We start from the raw sequence: 16,935 nt of genomic DNA on the forward strand, positions 1-16,935 counted from the left end.
TCCGAACGAGGGCCCCGGGGACCTGTAACCCGGAGCCCTCGTTGCGCGTGTGACGGCTCTCAGCCCTGTGTCGGTGAGGGGATGTGCGCGCCCGTCCGGTGGCGCAGCCACAGCACGCCCAGCGGCGGCAGCACAAGAGACGCGCGCCCGCCGGCGCCCGCGTGGACCACGCCGAGGTTGCCTACGCCCGACCCGCCGTAGACCTGCGCGTCGGTGTTGAGGATCTCGTCCCACACGCCGGTCTCGGGCAGATCCAGCTCGAAAGACGAGATCGGGTTGCCGGAGAAGTTCGCGGCGACGACGATCGTGTTGCCGTGCCAGTCGCGTCGCGCGAACGAGATCACATTGGGGTTCCACCTCGGTGCGCCCAGCCTCGTGAACGCCGCGCCGTCGCTGTCGCGCGCCCACAGCGCGGAGTGCTCGCGGTAGATGCGGTTGAGCGCCCCGACGAACTGCTGGAGCTGGGCGTGGGTCGGCTGATCGAGCAGCCACCAGTCGAGGGAGCGGCCCTCGGACCACTCCGAGAGCTGCCCGAACTCCTGGCCCATGAACAGCAGCTGCTTGCCCGGGTGCCCCCACATGTACGCGAGGAAGGCGCGCATGTTCGCCAGCTTCTGCCAGTGATCGCCGGGCATGCGGGAGAAGAGGCTGCCCTTCCCGTGCACGACCTCGTCGTGGCTGATGGGCAGGACGTAGTTCTCGCTGAATGCGTAGACGAACGAGAACGACAGCTCCCCCTCGTGATGCGAACGGTAGATCGGATCACGCTTGATGTACTGGAGCGAGTCGTTCATCCAGCCCATGTTCCACTTGAACCCGAAGCCGAGGCCGGCCTGGTTCGTCGGGGCCGTGACCCCGGGGAAGCTCGTGGACTCCTCCGCGATCATCGCGATACCGGGGTAGCGCTTGTACGCCGTGGCGTTGACCTCCTGGAGGAAGCGGATCGCCTCGAGGTTCTCGCGTCCGCCGTGCACGTTGGGCGCCCACTCGCCTTCCTCGCGGGAGTAGTCGAGGTACAGCATCGATGCCACGGCGTCCACGCGGAGACCGTCGACGTGGAACTCCTCGAACCAGTACAGCGCGTTCGCGACGAGGAAGTTGCGGACCTCGTTGCGGCCGTAGTCGAAGATGTAGGTGCCCCAGTCGCGGTGCTCACCGCGTCGCGGGTCGGCGTGCTCGTACAGCGGCTCGCCGTCGAAGCGGGCCAGGGCGAAGGAGTCCTTCGGGAAATGCCCCGGGACCCAGTCCATGATGACCCCGATGCCGGCCTGGTGGAGCCGGTCGATGAGGTACCGGAGGTCGTCGGGATGCCCGAATCGACTGGTCGGCGCGTAGTACCCGGTGACCTGGTACCCCCACGACCCGCCGAACGGATGCTCGGCGAGCGGGAGGAACTCGACGTGCGTGAAACCCTGAGCGCCGACGTAGTCGATGATCTGGTCGGCGGCGTCGCGGTACGACAGCCCCTGACGCCACGACCCCAGGTGCAGTTCGTACACCGACATCGGCCGTGACACGGGCGTCGACGTGGCACGCTGCGCGAGCCACGCGGCATCCCCCCACGCGTACGAGGAACGGACGACGACGGATGCCGTGGCCGGCGGCACCTCGGCGAAGCGGGCCATCGGGTCTGCCTTGAGCACCCACGCGCCGTTACGCCCGCGGAGCTCGAACTTGTAGGTCGTGCCCTGACCGAGGCCGGGGATGAACAGTTCCCACACACCGCTCGCGCCCATCGAGCGCATCGCGTGACCCTGACCGTCCCAGCCGTTGAAGTCGCCCACCACGCGCACGGCGCGGGCGTTGGGCGCCCACACGGTGAACGCGGTTCCCATGGAGCCGTCGTGCTCCCGCTCGTGCGCGCCGAGAACGCGCCACAGCTCCTCGTGGCGTCCCTCGCCGATCAGGTGGAGGTCGAGCTCGCCGATCGTGGGGGAGTGGCGGTAAGGGTCGTCCGCGGTGAAGTCCGGGCCCTCGGCGTAGGTGGTGAGCAGCTCGTACCGGGTCAAGACTCCGGCGCGGGTGCCCTCCCAGATCCCGCTGCGCACGTGCTCGAGCGGCACCCGCGTGCCGTCGGCGAACACCGCGGTGACACTGCGCGCAAGGGGTCGCCGGGCGCGCACGATCCAGGTCGGGGTGCCCTCGGCGTCCGAGTCGGGATGGATGCCGAGCACGGAGTGGGGATCATGGTGCGAGCCCGTCGCGACGGCATCGAGGATCTGGTCGGCGGGCGTCATCGGGACTCCTTCACATGGAGGATGTGGACCGGTTCGGTGAACGCGTCGAGCATCACGTAGTTGTGATCGGACCACGTCCAGCGCGCGCCGGTGACGAGGTCCTCTACCTCGTACGGCGTCCCCGGCTCGACGCCCCAGACGCGGGTGTCGAGGTGCACCATCGTCTGACGCACCGAGTGGGGATCGGTGTTGACGACCACGATGATCGTGTCGCTGCGGCCGTCGGGGGAGAGTGCGGCGTCGAGATGCTTGGTGTAGACGAGGATCGCGTCGTCGTCGCTCCAGTGGACGCTCAGGTTGCGCAGCTGCCGTAGCGCCGGGTGCGCGCGCCGAATCTCGTTGAGGCGGGCCAGGAACGGCGCGAGAGAATCGCCTCGCTCGATCGCGCCGGCCCAGTCACGGAACTTGTACTCGTACTTCTCGTTGTCGATGTTCTCTTCGGAACCGGGTCGAGCCACGTTCTCGAACAACTCGTACCCGGCGTACACGCCGTACGTCGGCGCGGCCGTCGCGGCGATCGCCGCCCGGATGACGTAGGCCGGCCGCCCCCCGAACTGCAGGAACTCCGTGAGGATGTCATGCGTGTTGACGAAGAGGTTCGGCCGCATGAAGTCCGCCGTGTCATGCGCCACCGACGAGAGGAACTCCTCCAGCTCGCGTTTGGTGTTTCGCCACGTGAAGTACGAGTAGCTCTGCTGGAAGCCGACGGCCGCGAGACTCTGCATGACGGCCGGTCGGGTGAACGCCTCCGAGAGGAAGATCGCATCGGGGTGCTCGGCGTTCACGGTCGCGATCAGCCACTCCCAGAACTGGAGGGGCTTGGTGTGCGGGTTGTCGACGCGGAAGATCTTGACACCCTGCGAGATCCAGTGCCGGACCACTCGAAGCACCTCGGCGTAGATACCCGCCGGATCGATGTCGAAGTTGATGGGGTAGATGTCCTGGTACTTCTTCGGCGGGTTCTCCGCGTAGGCGATCGAGCCGTCGGGAAGCGTCGTGAACCACTCCGGGTGCTCCGTCACCCAAGGGTGATCGGGCGATGCCTGAAGGGCGAGGTCGAGAGCGACCTCGAGGCCGAGTCGCTCGGCTGCGCGGACGAACGCTCGGAAATCGGCGGCCGAGCCGAGTTCGGGATGGATGGCATCGTGGCCCCCTTCCGCCGCCCCGATCGCGTACGGCGATCCGGGATCGCCGGGCAGCGCATCCAGTGTGTTGTTGCGCCCCTTCCGGTTGGTCTGCCCGATCGGATGGATGGGCGGCAGGTAGGCGACGTCGAACCCCATCTCCGCGACCGCGGGCAGGCGCTTGGCGGCCGTGCGGAATGTGCCGCTCTTCACCGTGCCGTCCAGGAGTCGACGGGCGCCCTCCGAGCGCGGGAAGAACTCGTACCAGGCCCCGACGCCGGCCCGCTCGCGTTCGACGAGCAGTTCCCTGTCGTCGCCGATGGTGACGAGCGACATCAGCGGTCGCTGGTGGAAGTACCGCGCGATGGCCGGGTCCTCGACGATCGACAGCGCCGCGGCGTCGTCGACCTGGGCGTCGCGCAGGGACGCGGCCGCGTCGACCAGTGCCTCGCGCTCGGCTGCGGGACGCCCCCTCTCGGCACCGGCCCGTTCGAACAGGCGGGCGCCCATCTCGCGCATGAGCGGCGCATCCACGCCCGCAGCGATCTTGAGTGATGCGGCGTGCTCCCACGTGGCGAAGTCATCGCCGAACGACTCGAACCGGAAGCGCCAGATGCCCTGCTCGAGCAGGGCCACCTCGGTGCGCCACCGGTCCAGGCCGTCCTCGAGGGGCTCGAGGCGATGCAGCGATTCGTCGCCCGATGGCGAGAACAGCCGCACCTGCACGCCGATGCGGTCGTGCCCTTCCCGGAACGACGTCACGCCGAACGGCACGACCTCTCCGACGAAGGCCTTGGGTCGGTAATCACCCCACGGAACGGCGGGTGAGGGCTGGGCGAGCGGAATGCGCCGCGCTCGGGTGTCGGTCTCCGCCTGCCAGGCCTGAGCCTTGCGGACAGGGAGGGCAGAGGCGCTCCGCCACGGACGGGAGCGCACGGAGCGCGTCTTCGTGACCACGACTCGAACCTATCGCGCGTCCGAGCGGGATGACAGCGACGCGACGCGGCGCCGCGATTCGGTCGGCGTTTCCGCGTCACTCGGCACGGAAGAGACGCATCGAGGTTCCGGCGAGGGACACGATGTCTCCGGGTGCGAACGACTCCGCCCCCGCGGACGGCTTCTCGTCGGCGCTCGACCACAGCGAGACGTAGCGCGCCACGCCCTCCACATCGGGGAGCGTGACCTCGATCGGCCGCTCGGTGCCGTGCACCATGAGCAGCACCCGGTTGAAGCTCTCGAACTCGGGCGTCGACGCGGCCACGTACTGCAGAGTGCGGTGCGAGGGATCGGTCCACCGCTCGATCGACATCGTCGCGCCGTGCTCGTCGTACCACTCCATGACGGATGCCGAGGGCGTGCGCTCGCCGAGCCGCGCGAAGCGGCTGGGACGCAGGGCCGGGTTCTCACGACGCAGGCGCAGCAGGTGGCGCACGTGGGCGTACAGATCCTGCTGCCATGGCGCGTGCTCCCACGACAGCCACGTCAGGACAGAGTCATGGCAGTACGCGTTGTTGTTCCCGCGCTGGGTGCGAGCGAACTCGTCACCGGCGGTCAGCATGGGCACACCGGCCGACAGCAGCAGCGTGCCCAGGAGGTTGCGCATGGCCTTGCGCCTGGTCGCGAGGATGCGCTCGTCGTCGGTCGGGCCCTCTGCGCCGTGGTTGAAGGAGCGGTTGGTGTCCGCGCCGTCGCGGTTCTGCTCGCCGTTGCCGAGGTTGTGCTTGACGTCGTACGACACCAGGTCGCGCAGTGTGAAGCCGTCGTGCGCGGTCACGAAGTTGACGCTTGCGAGCGGACCGCGGGCGTCGGCGAACGTGTTCGCGGAACCCGCGAGGCGGTTCGCGAAGCCGCCGATGCCGACCGGCGAGGTGGACGCTCGACGTGCGTAGTCGACGTCGCTCAGCCAGAAGTTGCGGACGCGATCGCGGTAGCGGTCGTTCCACTCGCTCCAGCCCTCGCCGAAGTTGCCGGTCTGCCACCCGCCCATGCCGACGTCCCACGGCTCGGCGATCATCTTCACACCCGCGAGTGCGGGGTCGTCGAGGATGGCCCGCAGCAGCGGGTGCGCCGGTGTGAACACGTGCCCCGCGTCGCGTCCGAGCGTCGCGGCGAGGTCGAACCGGAAGCCGTCGATCTGCACGTCGTTCGCCCAGTAGCGCAGGGAATCCAGCACCAGGCGGGCCGCAGCATCCGTCGACGTGTTCACCGAGTTGCCGCAGCCCGTGACGTCGATGTACGCGCCGTCCTGCTGCTGGCGGTAGTAGGCGCGGTTGTCGATGCCGCGCAGGCTCGAGCGCGGGCCGCCGATGCCCTCCTCGGCGGTGTGGTTGTAGACCACGTCGAGGATGACCTCGAGCCCGGCCTCGTGCAGCAGCTTCACCATGCCCTTGAACTCCCGCAGGACCGCCTCAGGACCCTGCCGACGGGCCTCCTCCGTCGCGTAGGCGGCATGCGGGGTGAAGAAGTTCAGCGAGTTGTAACCCCAGTAGTTCGCGAGCCCGTGCTGGAGCAGCCGTGGTTCGGTCGTGAACGCGTGCACCGGCAGCAGTTCGATGCTCGTGACGCCGAGGTCGAGGAAATGCCGCACCATCGCGGGGTGGGCCAGGCCCGCGTACGTGCCGCGGAGGGCGCCGGGGACGTCCGGATGCCGCTTCGACATGCCCTTGAGATGACCTTCGTAGAGCACCGTGCGGTCCATCGGGATGGCGGGCTTCGCGATGCCGCCCCAGTCGAACGATCCCTCGACGACCGCCGAGCGCCAGCCGTCGTACCCGGTGCGGACGAGTCCCCGCGAGTAGGGTTCGAGCAGGAGGGTTCCGCGGTTGAAGGTGTTGCCCGGGCCGTGCGGCCCGTCGACGCGGATGGCGTACCGCGTGCCAGGGCGCAGAAGCGGCGTCGTGATCTCCCATACGCCGCCGCCGATCGGCACGAGCGGTTCTGTGGCGGTGATCCAGTCGAGGTCCGTGTCGTCGAACACGACGAGGTCGATCGCGTCCGCAGCGTCGGACCAGACGCGCAGGCGTGCGTGTCCGTCGAGGAGCACCACCCCCTGTCCGTCGAGCGTCGGATCGAGCAGACCTGCGTCAGGGGGCGAGATGACGGAGACCGGGCTGATCATGCGGACTACCATAACCATGGTCCGAGTCGACGGTGTTACGGCACCGGGTCCCACCGGACACGGATCTCGGATGCCGCAGCCGGGCGCTTCCGATCGCGGAGGAGGCGGACGGGTCATGAGCGATTCGCGGATCTATCTCGATCACGCCGCGACAGCGCCGCTGCGACCCGAGGCGCGCGACGCGTGGATGGACGCGGCGTCGGCCGTCGGCAACGCCTCGTCGATCCACGGCGCCGGCCAGCACGCGCGACGCGTGCTCGAGGAGGCGCGTGAGCGCCTCGCCGCGGTGGTCGGCGCCGACCCGATCGAGGTCGTGTTCACGTCGGGCGGCACCGAGGCCGTCAACCTCGCCGTCAAGGGCCTGTGGTGGGCCCGGCGACCGGACGCCGACGCCGTGGTGCTGCCTGACGGCGAACACCACGCGACGCTCGACGCGGTCGAGTGGCTCGAGGCGCAGGGTGCGCTCCTGCGGCACGCCGGGCTCGACCGCATGGCTCGCATCCGGGTGGACGATTTCGCCGCGGCCCTGCCCGGTGCCGCCCTGGCGACGGCGCTCGTGGCGAACAACGAAGCCGGGACGGTGAACGACGCGGCCGCGCTGTCGGCGTCCGCCGCAGAGGCGAAGGTGCCGTTGCACCTGGACGCCGTCGCGGCGTTCGGCCACGTGCCGGTGTCGTTCCGCGACTGGCGGGGCGATTCCCGCGGCCGCGCCGGCCTGGCCGCGTTGAGCGTGTCAGCGCATAAGATCGGCGGGCCGACGGGCGTCGGTGCGCTCGTCGTGTCGCGCGGGGCGGAGCTCACCGCGCTCCTGCACGGCGGCGGTCAGGAGCGCCGACTGCGGGCCGGCACGCAGGACGTGCCCGGCGCGGCAGCCTTCGCGGTCGCCGCGGAGCTCGCGGAGGCGGAGCGCGCGACCGAGGCGGAACGGCTCGCGGTCCTGCGGGAACGACTGGTGCGCGGCATCCTGAGCTCCATTCCGGGCGCGCAGCTGCTGGGAGATCCGATCGACCGCGTGCCCGGCAACGCCCACGTGCTGTTCCCCGGGGCGTCGGGCGAGACCCTGCTGTTCCTTCTCGACATGGCCGGCATCGAGGTCTCCACGGGGTCGGCGTGCCAGGCGGGCGTGCCCGAGCCGTCGCATGTCGTGCTCGCCATGGGGCGGACGGATGCCGAAGCCCGCCAGGTGCTGCGGTTCACGCTCGGTCGCACCACCGCCGACGCCGACGTCGACGCCGTGCTCGCGGTGCTTCCGGACGTCGTCGAACGCGCGAAGGCGGCGTCCGGGCCACGGTCAGGCGGGGGTTCGTAGACTGGACCCATGAGGATCCTTGCGGCCATGAGCGGCGGAGTGGACTCCGCCGTCGCGGCCGCCCGGGCCGTGGACGCCGGTCACGACGTCGTCGGCGTCCATCTCGCGCTCTCCCGCGCCGGCGGCACGCTGCGCACGGGCAGCCGCGGCTGCTGCACCATCGAGGATGCGATGGATGCGCGCCGAGCCGCCGATCGCCTCGGCATCCCGTTCTATGTGTGGGACTTCTCCGAGCGGTTCCGCGACGACGTCATCGACGACTTCGTGGCTGAGTACCGCGCCGGCCGCACCCCGAACCCCTGCATGCGGTGCAACGAGAAGATCAAGTTCGCGGCCCTCCTGGAGCGCGCGCTCGAGCTCGGGTTCGACGCGGTGTGCACGGGACATTACGCCACGCTCGTCGACGGGCCGGAGGGCCTCGAGCTGCACCGGGCGTCGGATGCCGCGAAGGACCAGTCCTATGTGCTCGGCGTGCTCACCGCTCAGCAGCTCGCACACACGTACTTCCCTCTCGGCTCGACACCGTCCAAGGCGCTCGTGCGCGCTGAGGCGGAGGAGCGCGGTCTGACCGTGGCGCACAAGCCCGACAGCCACGACATCTGCTTCATCCCCGACGGCGACACGCGCGGCTGGCTCGCCGAGAAGGTCGGCGCCGAGCGCGGCGACATCGTCGACAGGGCCGGGGCGGTGGTGGGCGCACATGACGGTGCGCACGCCTTCACCGTCGGTCAGCGACGCGGTCTGCAGCTCGGTGTTCCGGCGCCCGACGGCAAGCCCCGCTTCGTGCTCGAGGTGCGGCCCGTCTCGAACACCGTGGTCGTCGGCCCCAAGGAGGCCCTCGCCACCGCCGAGATCGCGGGTCAGCGCTACTCCTGGGCAGGGCGTCCGCAGCCCGAGGGCGAGTTCGCCTGCCACGTGCAGATCCGCGCGCACGCCGATCCGGTGCCGGCTGCGGCGGCGCTGGCCGACGGCGTGCTCACGGTCGTCCCGGCGGAGCCGTTCGACGGCGTCGCGCCCGGCCAGACGGCGGTGCTCTACGACGGCACGCGTGTGATCGGGCAGTTCACGATCGATCGCACCGTCTCGGCCGTCCCGGTCGACGCATAGCCGGCGGGTGGATGCTGCGGCGACCGGTCGACGCACGTCCCGGCGCCCTGGCGGTGTCCGACCCCGCTCCTAGACTGGTGCGGTGACGGAAGACCTCGGTACGACAGCCTCCGCGCCGCTCGATGCGGCGGATGCCCTTCCCGCCGACGCCGGTCTGGAGGCCTCGCGCGCCGAAGCGCAGGAGCTGACGGATCGCATCATCGACGCCCGCGACGCCTACTACGGGCGCAACGCCGAACTCGTCGACGACGCGACCTACGACGGGTGGATGCATCGGCTCGAGGAACTCGAGCGTCTGCATCCCGAGCTCCAAGGCCAGGACTCGCCCACGCAGACCGTCGGCGCCGCCGAGAGCTCCATGTTCGCACCGGTGGAGCACGCCGAGCGCATGCTGAGCCTCGACAACGTATTCAGCCTCGACGAGCTGCGCGACTGGTGCGTCAAGACCGAATCGGCCGCCGGCCGCGGGGTGCGGTGGCTCACCGAGCTCAAGATCGACGGGCTCGCGATCAGTCTTCGGTACGAGCGCGGCGTGCTGACGTCGGCGGCGACACGCGGCGACGGTCGCACCGGTGAGGACGTCACTGTCAACGCCGTCCGCGTCGCGGGCATCCCGCAGCGACTCGAAGGCACTGGGCATCCGGACCTCGTCGAGGTCCGGGGCGAGGTGTTCATCCCGGTCGCGGCTTTCGAGGCGCTGAACGCACTCCAGGCCGACATGCGCGACCGCGCAGTCGAGGAGACGCGCGCCCGGAGCCGGGCGTTCGACGAGACGAAGGCGCGTGTGAGCGCCGAGCGGCGGTTCCCGTCGTTCGCGAACCCGCGCAACGCCGCTTCGGGCGGCCTCCGTCAGCAGCTCGACAAGAAGGACGGCCTCGAGCGCGAGGCGGGGCAGGCGCGGCTGGACTCCCTTCGCCTGTTCGTCCACGGCATCGGCGCGTGGAGCGAGCCGCCCGTGGAGTCGCAGAGCGAGACCTACGGGCTGCTCGCCGAGTGGGGCCTCCCGACCAGCCCGTACTTCCGGACGGCCGACGACATCGAGGGCGTGCTGGACTTCGTCGCCCACTACGGCGAGCACCGCCACGACGTCGAGCACGAGATCGACGGCGTCGTCGTCAAGGTCGACGAGCTCGCGTTGCACGACGAGCTCGGCGCGACCAGCCGTGCGCCACGCTGGGCGATCGCATACAAGTACCCGCCCGAGCAGGTGAACACGAAGCTTCTCGACATCGTCGTCTCCGTGGGTCGCACCGGGCGCGCGACGCCGTTCGCCGTGATGGCGCCCGCCCGCGTCGCCGGGTCGGTCGTGCGCCAGGCGACGCTGCACAACCAGGACGTCGTGCGCGCGAAGGGGGTGCTCATCGGCGATACGGTCGTGCTCCGAAAGGCGGGCGATGTGATCCCCGAGATCCTCGGACCCGTGGTCGAGCTCCGAGACGGCACCGAGCGCGAGTTCGTCATGCCGGCCGACTGCCCCGAGTGCGGCTTCCCGCTCGCGCCGGCCAAGGAAGGCGATATCGACCTCCGCTGCCCGAACACGCGGGCGTGCCCGGCGCAGGTGCGCGGTCGCGTCGAGCACATCGGCTCGCGCGGCGCCCTCGACATCGAGGCGCTGGGCGAAGTCACCGCGGCCGCGCTCACGCAGCCGTCGGTGCCCGAGGTCCCTCCGCTCGAGACCGAGGCGACGCTCTTCGAGCTCACCGTCGACCAGCTCGTGCCGATCGAAGTGGTGGTGCGCGACGCCGAGACCGGCGAGCCCCGTATCGACGAGAAATCCGGCGAGGTCGTACGTCGGGCGCCGTTCCGGCGCAACCCCACGCCGGCCGAGAAGAAGGCGGGAATCACGACGACGCAGCCCTCGGCGCAGGCGCTGACGCTGATCGATCAGCTGGAGCGCGCGAAGACCAAGGAGCTGTGGCGCTTCCTGGTCGCTCTCAACATCCGTCATGTCGGCCCGGTGGCGGCGCGCGCGTTGGCGCAGTGGTTCGGCTCCGTCGAGGCGATCCGCGAGGCGTCGCGCGACGAGCTCGCCGCGGTCGAGGGCGTGGGCGGGATCATCGCAGACTCGCTCCGCGAATGGTTCGACGTGGACTGGCATCGCGACATCGTCGATCGCTGGACCGCGGCCGGCGCTCAGCTGGCGACCCCGGGGCACCCCGGACCCGGCGCAGCGGTCAGCACCGGGGGAGTGCTGGAAGGCCTCACCGTCGTCGCGACGGGCTCTCTCGAGGGCTACAGCCGCGAAGGGGCGCAGGAAGCCATCCTGAAGGCGGGCGGCAAGGCGGCGTCGAGCGTGTCGAAGAAGACCGACTTCGTCGCTGCGGGGCCGGGAGCCGGCTCGAAGCTCGCGAAGGCCGAGGAGCTCGGCATCCGCATCCTCGACGCCGCCCAGTTCCACATTCTGGTGACGCAAGGGCCAGAGGAGCTCGACGCCCGCGTTCCCGGTGCCGGCTGACCAGCGTCGGGAACCAGCGCGATGCGTCGGTGCGCAGCGTCGCCCCAGACTGCAAGGATGACCACATGACGCAGTGGCTCTACCGCATCGTCCCGTCGCGTCCCGAGATGGTCGGGGATCCGACGCCCGACGAGCAGCGCATCGTCGGCGCCCACTTCGACTATCTGGTCGCGCTCCGTGATCGCGGCACCCTGATCCTCGCCGGGCGTACCCAGGAGGCCGAGGGCACGTTCGGCATCACGATATTCGAGGCCGACGACGAGTCCGCCGCGCATGCAGTCATGAACGCCGACCCCGCAGTCGCGGCAGGCGTCTTCGTCGCGTCGCTGCACCCCTACCGGATCGCGGTCGCCCGCGACGGGCTCGAGGACTGAGACGTCAGGCTCCGGTGTTGAGCGCGAGCAGGCGGTCGCGCACCTGGCGGCGCAGGACCTTGCCGATGAGCGACTTCGGCAGCTCGTCGACGACGTAGATGCGGCGGGGCACCTTGTAGGGCGTGAGGATGCCGCGGGCGAAGTCGCGGACGGCTTCCACATCGATCTCCTGATCGGGTGAGACGACGATCGCCGCAACGACCTCTTCGCCGGAGTGCTCGCTCGGGAGTCCGACGACGGCGGCGTCATCGACCTGCGGGTGCTGGCGGAGGGCGTTCTCGACCTCTGTCGGGGCGACGTTGAACCCGCCCGTGATGATGAGCTCCTTGATCCTGTCGACGATGCGGACGAACCCCGCCTCGTTGATCGTGACGATGTCGCCGGTACGGAACCATCCTTCGGTGAAGACGGCCTCGGTCTCCTCGGGCTTGCCGTAATAGCCGCTGAACACCTGCGGCCCGCGCACGACGAGTTCGCCGCGCTCGCCGGCGGGCACGTCTTGCGTGGGGTCGTCGGGGTCGACGACGCGGCACTCCGTACCCGGCAGGGGGAGGCCGACCGTGCCGGGGACGCGGTTGTCGGCGACCGGGTTCGCCATCAGCACCGGCGAGCACTCGCTGAGCCCGTAGCCTTCGACGAGGAACCCGCCGGAAGCCGCCTCGAACGGCACCACGAGCTCGTGGGGCAGCGCCATCGCACCCGAGATCGCGACCTCCGTGCCCGCAAGCGACACGCCCTTCTCCCGCGCCGCCTTGAGCAGGCGCTCGGCGATGGGCGGGACGAGCGGGAGGAACGTGGCCGGATGCTTCTTCGTCACGTCCAGCACCATGTCGGGATCGAACCGCGGGAACAGCACCAGCCGCGCGCCCATTGACATCGCGAAGGTCAGGCAGAGCGTCAGCCCGTAAGCATGGAACATCGGCAGCACGGCGTAGACGACGCACCCGTCTCCGCGCACGATCGACGGGACCCACGCGCGCGCCTGCGCGGCGTTCGAGAGGAGGTTCCGGTGGGTGAGTGACGCGCCTTTCGGCGTGCCGGTCGTGCCGCTCGTGTACTGGATGAGCGCGAGATCGCCGGTACCCGGGCGCGGGTGGGACGCCGGTAGCGGCGAGGATCCGACGACCTGCTCCCACGCCACCGTTCCGGAGACGCGGTCGGACAGCGCCTTGCGCGCTTCGCGCGCTTTCGCGATGGGGAGCTTGAGGGCGAGGCGCGTGCGGAGGGGCATCGCCTTGATGACCTCGACCGAGATGAGGTTCGTGACCGCGAGGTCGGCGGGGAAGTCCTGCACGGTCGCAACGACCTTGGTCCACACGATCGCGTGCTTCGCGCCGTGGTCCTCGAACTGCTTCCGCAGCTCGCGCGGGGTGTACAGCGGGTTGTGTTCGATCACGACGGCGCCGAGCCGCAGGATCGCGTAGAACGCGACGATGTGCTGGGGGCAGTTCGGAAGCACGATCGCGACGGGGTCGCCCGCCTTCACGCCGAGGTCGCGCAGGCCTGCGGCCGCGCGCTCGATCTGCTCGTGCAGAGACCGGTACGAGGTCTCGCGTCCGAAGAACTGGAGGGCGGCAGCATCCGGGTAATCGCGTGCCGATGCTTCGACGATGTCCACGAGGGAACCGGTCACAGGGGCGAGGTCCTCCGGCACCCCCTCTGCGTAGCTGGCGATCCAGGGGCGCGGCGGGTCGTAGGTCGTCACGGCGACAGCCTACGCCGGGGGCGCCCCGGGCCAGGGGCGCGGCCCCGGTAGGCTTGGGGGGTGTCTGAAATCACCCCCGATCTCGTGCGCCATCTCGGTGTGCTCGCCCGGATCCAGCTGAGCGACGGCGAGGTCGAGCGCCTCACCGGCCAGCTCGACGCGATCGTCGACAACATCGCCAAGGTCTCCGAGGTCGCCACGCCCGACGTCCCCGCCACCAGCCACCCGATCGCCCTCGAGAACGTGTTCCGCTCGGACGTTCCCGGTGATCTGCTGACGCCCGCGCAGGTGCTGCAGAATGCGCCCGACTCCGCGGACGGGCGTTTCCGCGTGACCGCGATCCTCGGCGAAGAGCAGTAAGGACCCCGACGTGACCGACCTCACGAAGCTGAGCGCCGCCGCGCTCGCAGACAAGCTCTCCTCGCGCGAAGTGTCGAGCGTGGAAGCCACGCGGGCCCACCTGGACCGCATCGCGGCGGTGGACGCCGACGTGCATGCCTTCCTCCACGTCAACGGCCACGCTCTCGACGTCGCCGCCGACATCGACCGCCGCCGCGCGGACGGAGAAGATCTGGGCCCGCTCGCGGGCGTGCCCCTGGCGATCAAGGACGTGCTGGTCACGACCGACATGCCGTCGACCAGCGGCTCGAAGATCCTCGAGGGCTACATGTCGCCCTACGACGCGACCGTCGTCGCGCGCTCGCGTGCCGCAGGCCTCGTGCCCCTCGGCAAGACCAATATGGACGAGTTCGCGATGGGCTCGTCGACCGAGCACTCGGCCTACGGCCCCACCCGCAACCCGTGGGACCTCTCACGCATTCCGGGCGGCTCGGGAGGCGGCTCGGCCGCGGCGGTCGCCGCGTTCCAGGCGCCGCTGGCCCTCGGCTCCGACACGGGCGGCTCGATCCGCCAGCCTGCGCACGTGACAGGGACAGTGGGCATCAAGCCGACCTACGGCGGCGTCAGTCGCTACGGCGCGATAGCGCTGGCGTCGAGCCTCGACCAGGTGGGCCCGGTGACCCGCACGGTGCTCGACGCCGGGCTCCTTCATGACGTGATCGGCGGGCATGACCCCCATGACTCCACGTCGCTCGCCCACGAGTGGCCGTCTTTCGCCGCCGCCGCCCGTGAGGGGGCCACCGGCGAGGTGCTCAAGGGCCTCAAGGTCGGTGTGATCCGCGAGCTCCCCGACAGCGGCTTCCAGGCGGGTGTGTCGGAATCGTTCCGCGCCGCGCTGGCCGCGATGGAGGCGCAGGGCGCGGAGATCGTCGAGATCAGCGCGCCGCACTTCGAGTACGGCGTCGCCGCGTACTACCTGATCCTGCCGGCCGAGGCATCCAGCAACCTCGCGAAGTTCGACTCGGTCCGCTTCGGCCTGCGCGTCGATGTCCCCGGCGGCACCGTCGAGGACGTCATGGCGGCGACCCGCGAGGCCGGCTTCGGCGACGAGGTGAAGCGCCGGATCATCCTCGGCACGTACGCACTGTCGGCGGGCTACTACGACGCCTACTACGGCTCGGCCCAGAAGGTGCGCACGCTCATCCAGCGCGACTTCGCGGACGCGTTCTCGCAGGTCGACGTCGTCGCCACGCCCTCGGCGCCTACCACCGCGTTCAAGCTCGGGGAGAAGATCGACGACCCGCTGCAGATGTATCTCAACGACGTGACGACGATCCCTGCGAACCTCGCCGGCGTGCCGGGCATCTCGATCCCGTCGGGTCTCGCCGCGGAGGACGGACTGCCCGTGGGCATCCAGTTCCTCGCTCCCGCTCACGAGGATGCGCGCCTGTACCGCGTGGGAGCGGCGCTGGAGTCCCTGCTCGTCGACTCGTGGGGCGGTCCGCTCCTCGACAGGGCGCCGGCCCTCGGCGCGAACGGAGGTGCCCGCTGATGGCGAAGGACAAGCTGATGGACTTCGACGAGGCCCTCGAGCTCTACGAGCCGGTCCTCGGGTTCGAGGTGCACGTCGAGCTGAACACAGAGACCAAGATGTTCTCCGGCGCCGCGAACCCGGCGAACTCGGCGAACCACGGTGCCGAGGCGAACACCCTCGTCGCCCCCGTCGACATGGGTCTGCCCGGTGCGCTGCCCGTCGTCAACGAGACCGCCGTGCGCTACTCGATCAGTCTCGGCCTCGCACTCGGCTGCTCGATCGCTCCGTCGAGCCGGTTCGCGCGAAAGAACTACTTCTACCCGGATCTCGGCAAGAACTATCAGATCTCGCAGTACGACGAGCCCATTGCGTTCGACGGATCGATCGACATCGAGCTCGCCGACGGGGAGATCGTCACGGTGCCCATCGAGCGAGCGCACATGGAGGAGGATGCCGGCAAGCTCACCCACATCGGCGGCTCGACCGGGCGCATCCAGGGCGCCGAGTACTCGCTCGTCGACTACAATCGCGCCGGTGTGCCGCTCGTCGAGATCGTCACCAAGCCCATCTTCGGCGCCGAGCACCGGGCTCCGGAGATCGCCAAGGCGTATGTCGCGACGATTCGCGACATCGTGATCGCGCTCGGCATCTCGGAGGCGCGCATGGAGCGCGGGAATCTCCGTTGCGATGCCAACGTGTCGCTGCGTCCGCGGGGCCAGGAGAAGCTCGGCACGCGCACCGAGACGAAGAACGTCAACTCGATGCGCTCGGTCGAACGTGCGGTGCGGTACGAGATCCAGCGCCAGGCGGCGATCCTCGCCGCGGGTGGGACGATCACGCAGGAGACACGCCACTGGCACGAGGACACCGGCACCACGTCGCCCGGTCGGCCCAAGTCCGACGCCGACGACTACCGCTACTTCCCGGAGCCCGACCTGCTGCCGGTCGCGCCGTCGCTCGAGCTCATCGAGCAGCTCCGCGCGGCGCTGCCGGAGCCGCCCGCGGCTCGCCGGCGTCGGCTCAAGGCCGACTGGGGCTTCGCCGACATCGACTTCCAGGGTGTCGTGAACGCGGGACTCCTCGCCGAGGTCGAGGCCACGATCGCCGCGGGCACCTCGCCCGCCGCGGCCCGCAAGTGGTGGACCGGTGAACTCCTCCGTATCGCGAACGCCCAGTCCCGCGAACCCGCCGAGCTCGCCACTCCCAGGGACGTGGCCGCACTGCAGGCGCTGGTCGATGCGGGGACCCTGACCGACAAGCTCGCCCGTCAGGTGCTCGAGGGAATGATCGCCGGTGAAGGCACGCCCCAGGAGATCGTCGATGCCCGCGGTCTCGCGGTCGTCTCGGACGACGGCGCGCTCATCGCAGCGATCGACGAAGCGCTCGCCTCGCAGCCCGACGTGCTCGAGAAGATCCGCGACGGCAAGGTGCAGGCCGCCGGGGCGGTCATCGGCGCGGTGATGAAGGCCATGAAGGGCCAGGCCGACGCCGCGCGCGTGCGCGAGCTGGTGCTCGAGCGCGCCGGCTCCGCGGACGCATAGGCGAACGACGCAGGCGGGCGTGCCCGCTCGACGTGAGGGGCGGATTCCGGCCGGGGATCCGCCCCTCACGCCGCGATGTCCGCGGTTGCAGG

Annotated in this window: 11 protein-coding genes; 7 read left to right on the forward strand and 4 right to left on the reverse strand. The window is 70.1% G+C overall.

The genetic code is table 11. From position 1 onward, the window contains the following. Positions 1–59 precede the first annotated feature (59 nt). The 3 genes from glgB to glgX all read right to left on the reverse strand — a co-directional run bounded on the left by glgB (position 60) and on the right by glgX (position 6,479). Complete coding sequence (gene glgB / locus JNB61_RS01190) at positions 60–2,237, reverse strand: 1,4-alpha-glucan branching protein GlgB (protein WP_220287426.1); 2,178 nt, start codon at positions 2,235–2,237, stop codon at positions 60–62. Continuing rightward, complete coding sequence (locus JNB61_RS01195) at positions 2,234–4,318, reverse strand: alpha-1,4-glucan--maltose-1-phosphate maltosyltransferase (RefSeq protein WP_220338521.1); 2,085 nt, start codon at positions 4,316–4,318, stop codon at positions 2,234–2,236. The genes glgB and JNB61_RS01195 overlap by 4 nt, the downstream gene beginning before the upstream one ends. A 76-nt stretch (positions 4,319–4,394) precedes the next feature. Continuing rightward, positions 4,395–6,479, reverse strand: coding sequence for a glycogen debranching protein GlgX (gene glgX, locus JNB61_RS01200; protein WP_220338522.1), 2,085 nt, complete (start codon positions 6,477–6,479; stop codon positions 4,395–4,397). Between the two features lie 115 nt (positions 6,480–6,594). On the opposite strand from glgX, the gene JNB61_RS01205 reads away from it, so the two are divergent. The 4 genes from JNB61_RS01205 (at position 6,595) to JNB61_RS01220 (ending at position 11,724) form a co-directional block, all read left to right on the forward strand. After that, on the forward strand, positions 6,595–7,788 hold the full coding sequence (locus JNB61_RS01205) for a cysteine desulfurase family protein (protein WP_220338523.1): 1,194 nt from the start codon (positions 6,595–6,597) through the stop codon (positions 7,786–7,788). 9 nt (positions 7,789–7,797) lie between these two features. Beyond that, the gene (gene mnmA, locus JNB61_RS01210; RefSeq protein WP_220287433.1) at positions 7,798–8,895 is read left to right on the forward strand and encodes a tRNA 2-thiouridine(34) synthase MnmA; all 1,098 of its coding nucleotides are present in this window, start codon (positions 7,798–7,800) and stop codon (positions 8,893–8,895) included. 268 nt (positions 8,896–9,163) lie between these two features. Then, positions 9,164–11,350 carry an NAD-dependent DNA ligase LigA gene (gene ligA / locus JNB61_RS01215; RefSeq protein ID WP_374226611.1) on the forward strand — a complete coding sequence of 729 codons (2,187 nt, stop codon included), beginning with the start codon at positions 9,164–9,166 and terminating at the stop codon, positions 11,348–11,350. Positions 11,351–11,415: 65 nt separating this feature from the next. Further along, positions 11,416–11,724, forward strand: coding sequence for a YciI family protein (locus tag JNB61_RS01220; protein WP_159843824.1), 309 nt, complete (start codon positions 11,416–11,418; stop codon positions 11,722–11,724). Positions 11,725–11,728: 4 nt separating this feature from the next. Here JNB61_RS01220 and JNB61_RS01225 read toward each other — a convergent pair whose 3' ends face one another. Continuing rightward, entirely contained in the window at positions 11,729–13,429 is a 1,701-nt protein-coding gene (locus JNB61_RS01225) for a long-chain-fatty-acid--CoA ligase (RefSeq protein ID WP_220338525.1), read from the reverse strand. Positions 13,430–13,489: 60 nt separating this feature from the next. Here JNB61_RS01225 and gatC point away from each other — a divergent pair, with 60 nt between their 5' ends. Genes gatC through gatB form a run of 3 tightly spaced genes read left to right on the forward strand, consistent with a single transcriptional unit; the run spans position 13,490 to position 16,843 of the window. Further along, complete coding sequence (gene gatC, locus JNB61_RS01230) at positions 13,490–13,789, forward strand: Asp-tRNA(Asn)/Glu-tRNA(Gln) amidotransferase subunit GatC (protein WP_116196676.1); 300 nt, start codon at positions 13,490–13,492, stop codon at positions 13,787–13,789. Positions 13,790–13,799: 10 nt separating this feature from the next. Next, the gene (gene gatA, locus JNB61_RS01235; protein ID WP_220287438.1) at positions 13,800–15,320 is read left to right on the forward strand and encodes an Asp-tRNA(Asn)/Glu-tRNA(Gln) amidotransferase subunit GatA; all 1,521 of its coding nucleotides are present in this window, start codon (positions 13,800–13,802) and stop codon (positions 15,318–15,320) included. Further along, complete coding sequence (gatB, locus tag JNB61_RS01240; protein WP_220338526.1) at positions 15,320–16,843, forward strand: Asp-tRNA(Asn)/Glu-tRNA(Gln) amidotransferase subunit GatB; 1,524 nt, start codon at positions 15,320–15,322, stop codon at positions 16,841–16,843. The genes gatA and gatB overlap by 1 nt, the downstream gene beginning before the upstream one ends. Positions 16,844–16,935 lie beyond the last annotated feature (92 nt).

It is taken from the genome of Microbacterium ureisolvens, assembly GCF_019511645.1.
In the GTDB taxonomy this organism is placed as follows: Bacteria; Actinomycetota; Actinomycetes; order Actinomycetales; family Microbacteriaceae; genus Microbacterium; species Microbacterium ureisolvens_A.

What these genes read in the sequence shown, in the direction of transcription:
- glgB (WP_220287426.1), bottom strand. Translation starts at nt 2,237, where the DNA reads ATGACGCCCGCCGACCAGATCCTCGATGCCGTCGCGACGGGCTCGCAC.
- glgX (WP_220338522.1), bottom strand. Translation starts at nt 6,479, where the DNA reads ATGATCAGCCCGGTCTCCGTCATCTCGCCCCCTGACGCAGGTCTGCTC.
- JNB61_RS01205 (WP_220338523.1), top strand. Translation starts at nt 6,595, where the DNA reads ATGAGCGATTCGCGGATCTATCTCGATCACGCCGCGACAGCGCCGCTG.
- mnmA (WP_220287433.1), top strand. Translation starts at nt 7,798, where the DNA reads ATGAGGATCCTTGCGGCCATGAGCGGCGGAGTGGACTCCGCCGTCGCG.
- ligA (WP_374226611.1), top strand. Translation starts at nt 9,164, where the DNA reads ATGCATCGGCTCGAGGAACTCGAGCGTCTGCATCCCGAGCTCCAAGGC.
- JNB61_RS01220 (WP_159843824.1), top strand. Translation starts at nt 11,416, where the DNA reads ATGACGCAGTGGCTCTACCGCATCGTCCCGTCGCGTCCCGAGATGGTC.
- gatB (WP_220338526.1), top strand. Translation starts at nt 15,320, where the DNA reads ATGGCGAAGGACAAGCTGATGGACTTCGACGAGGCCCTCGAGCTCTAC.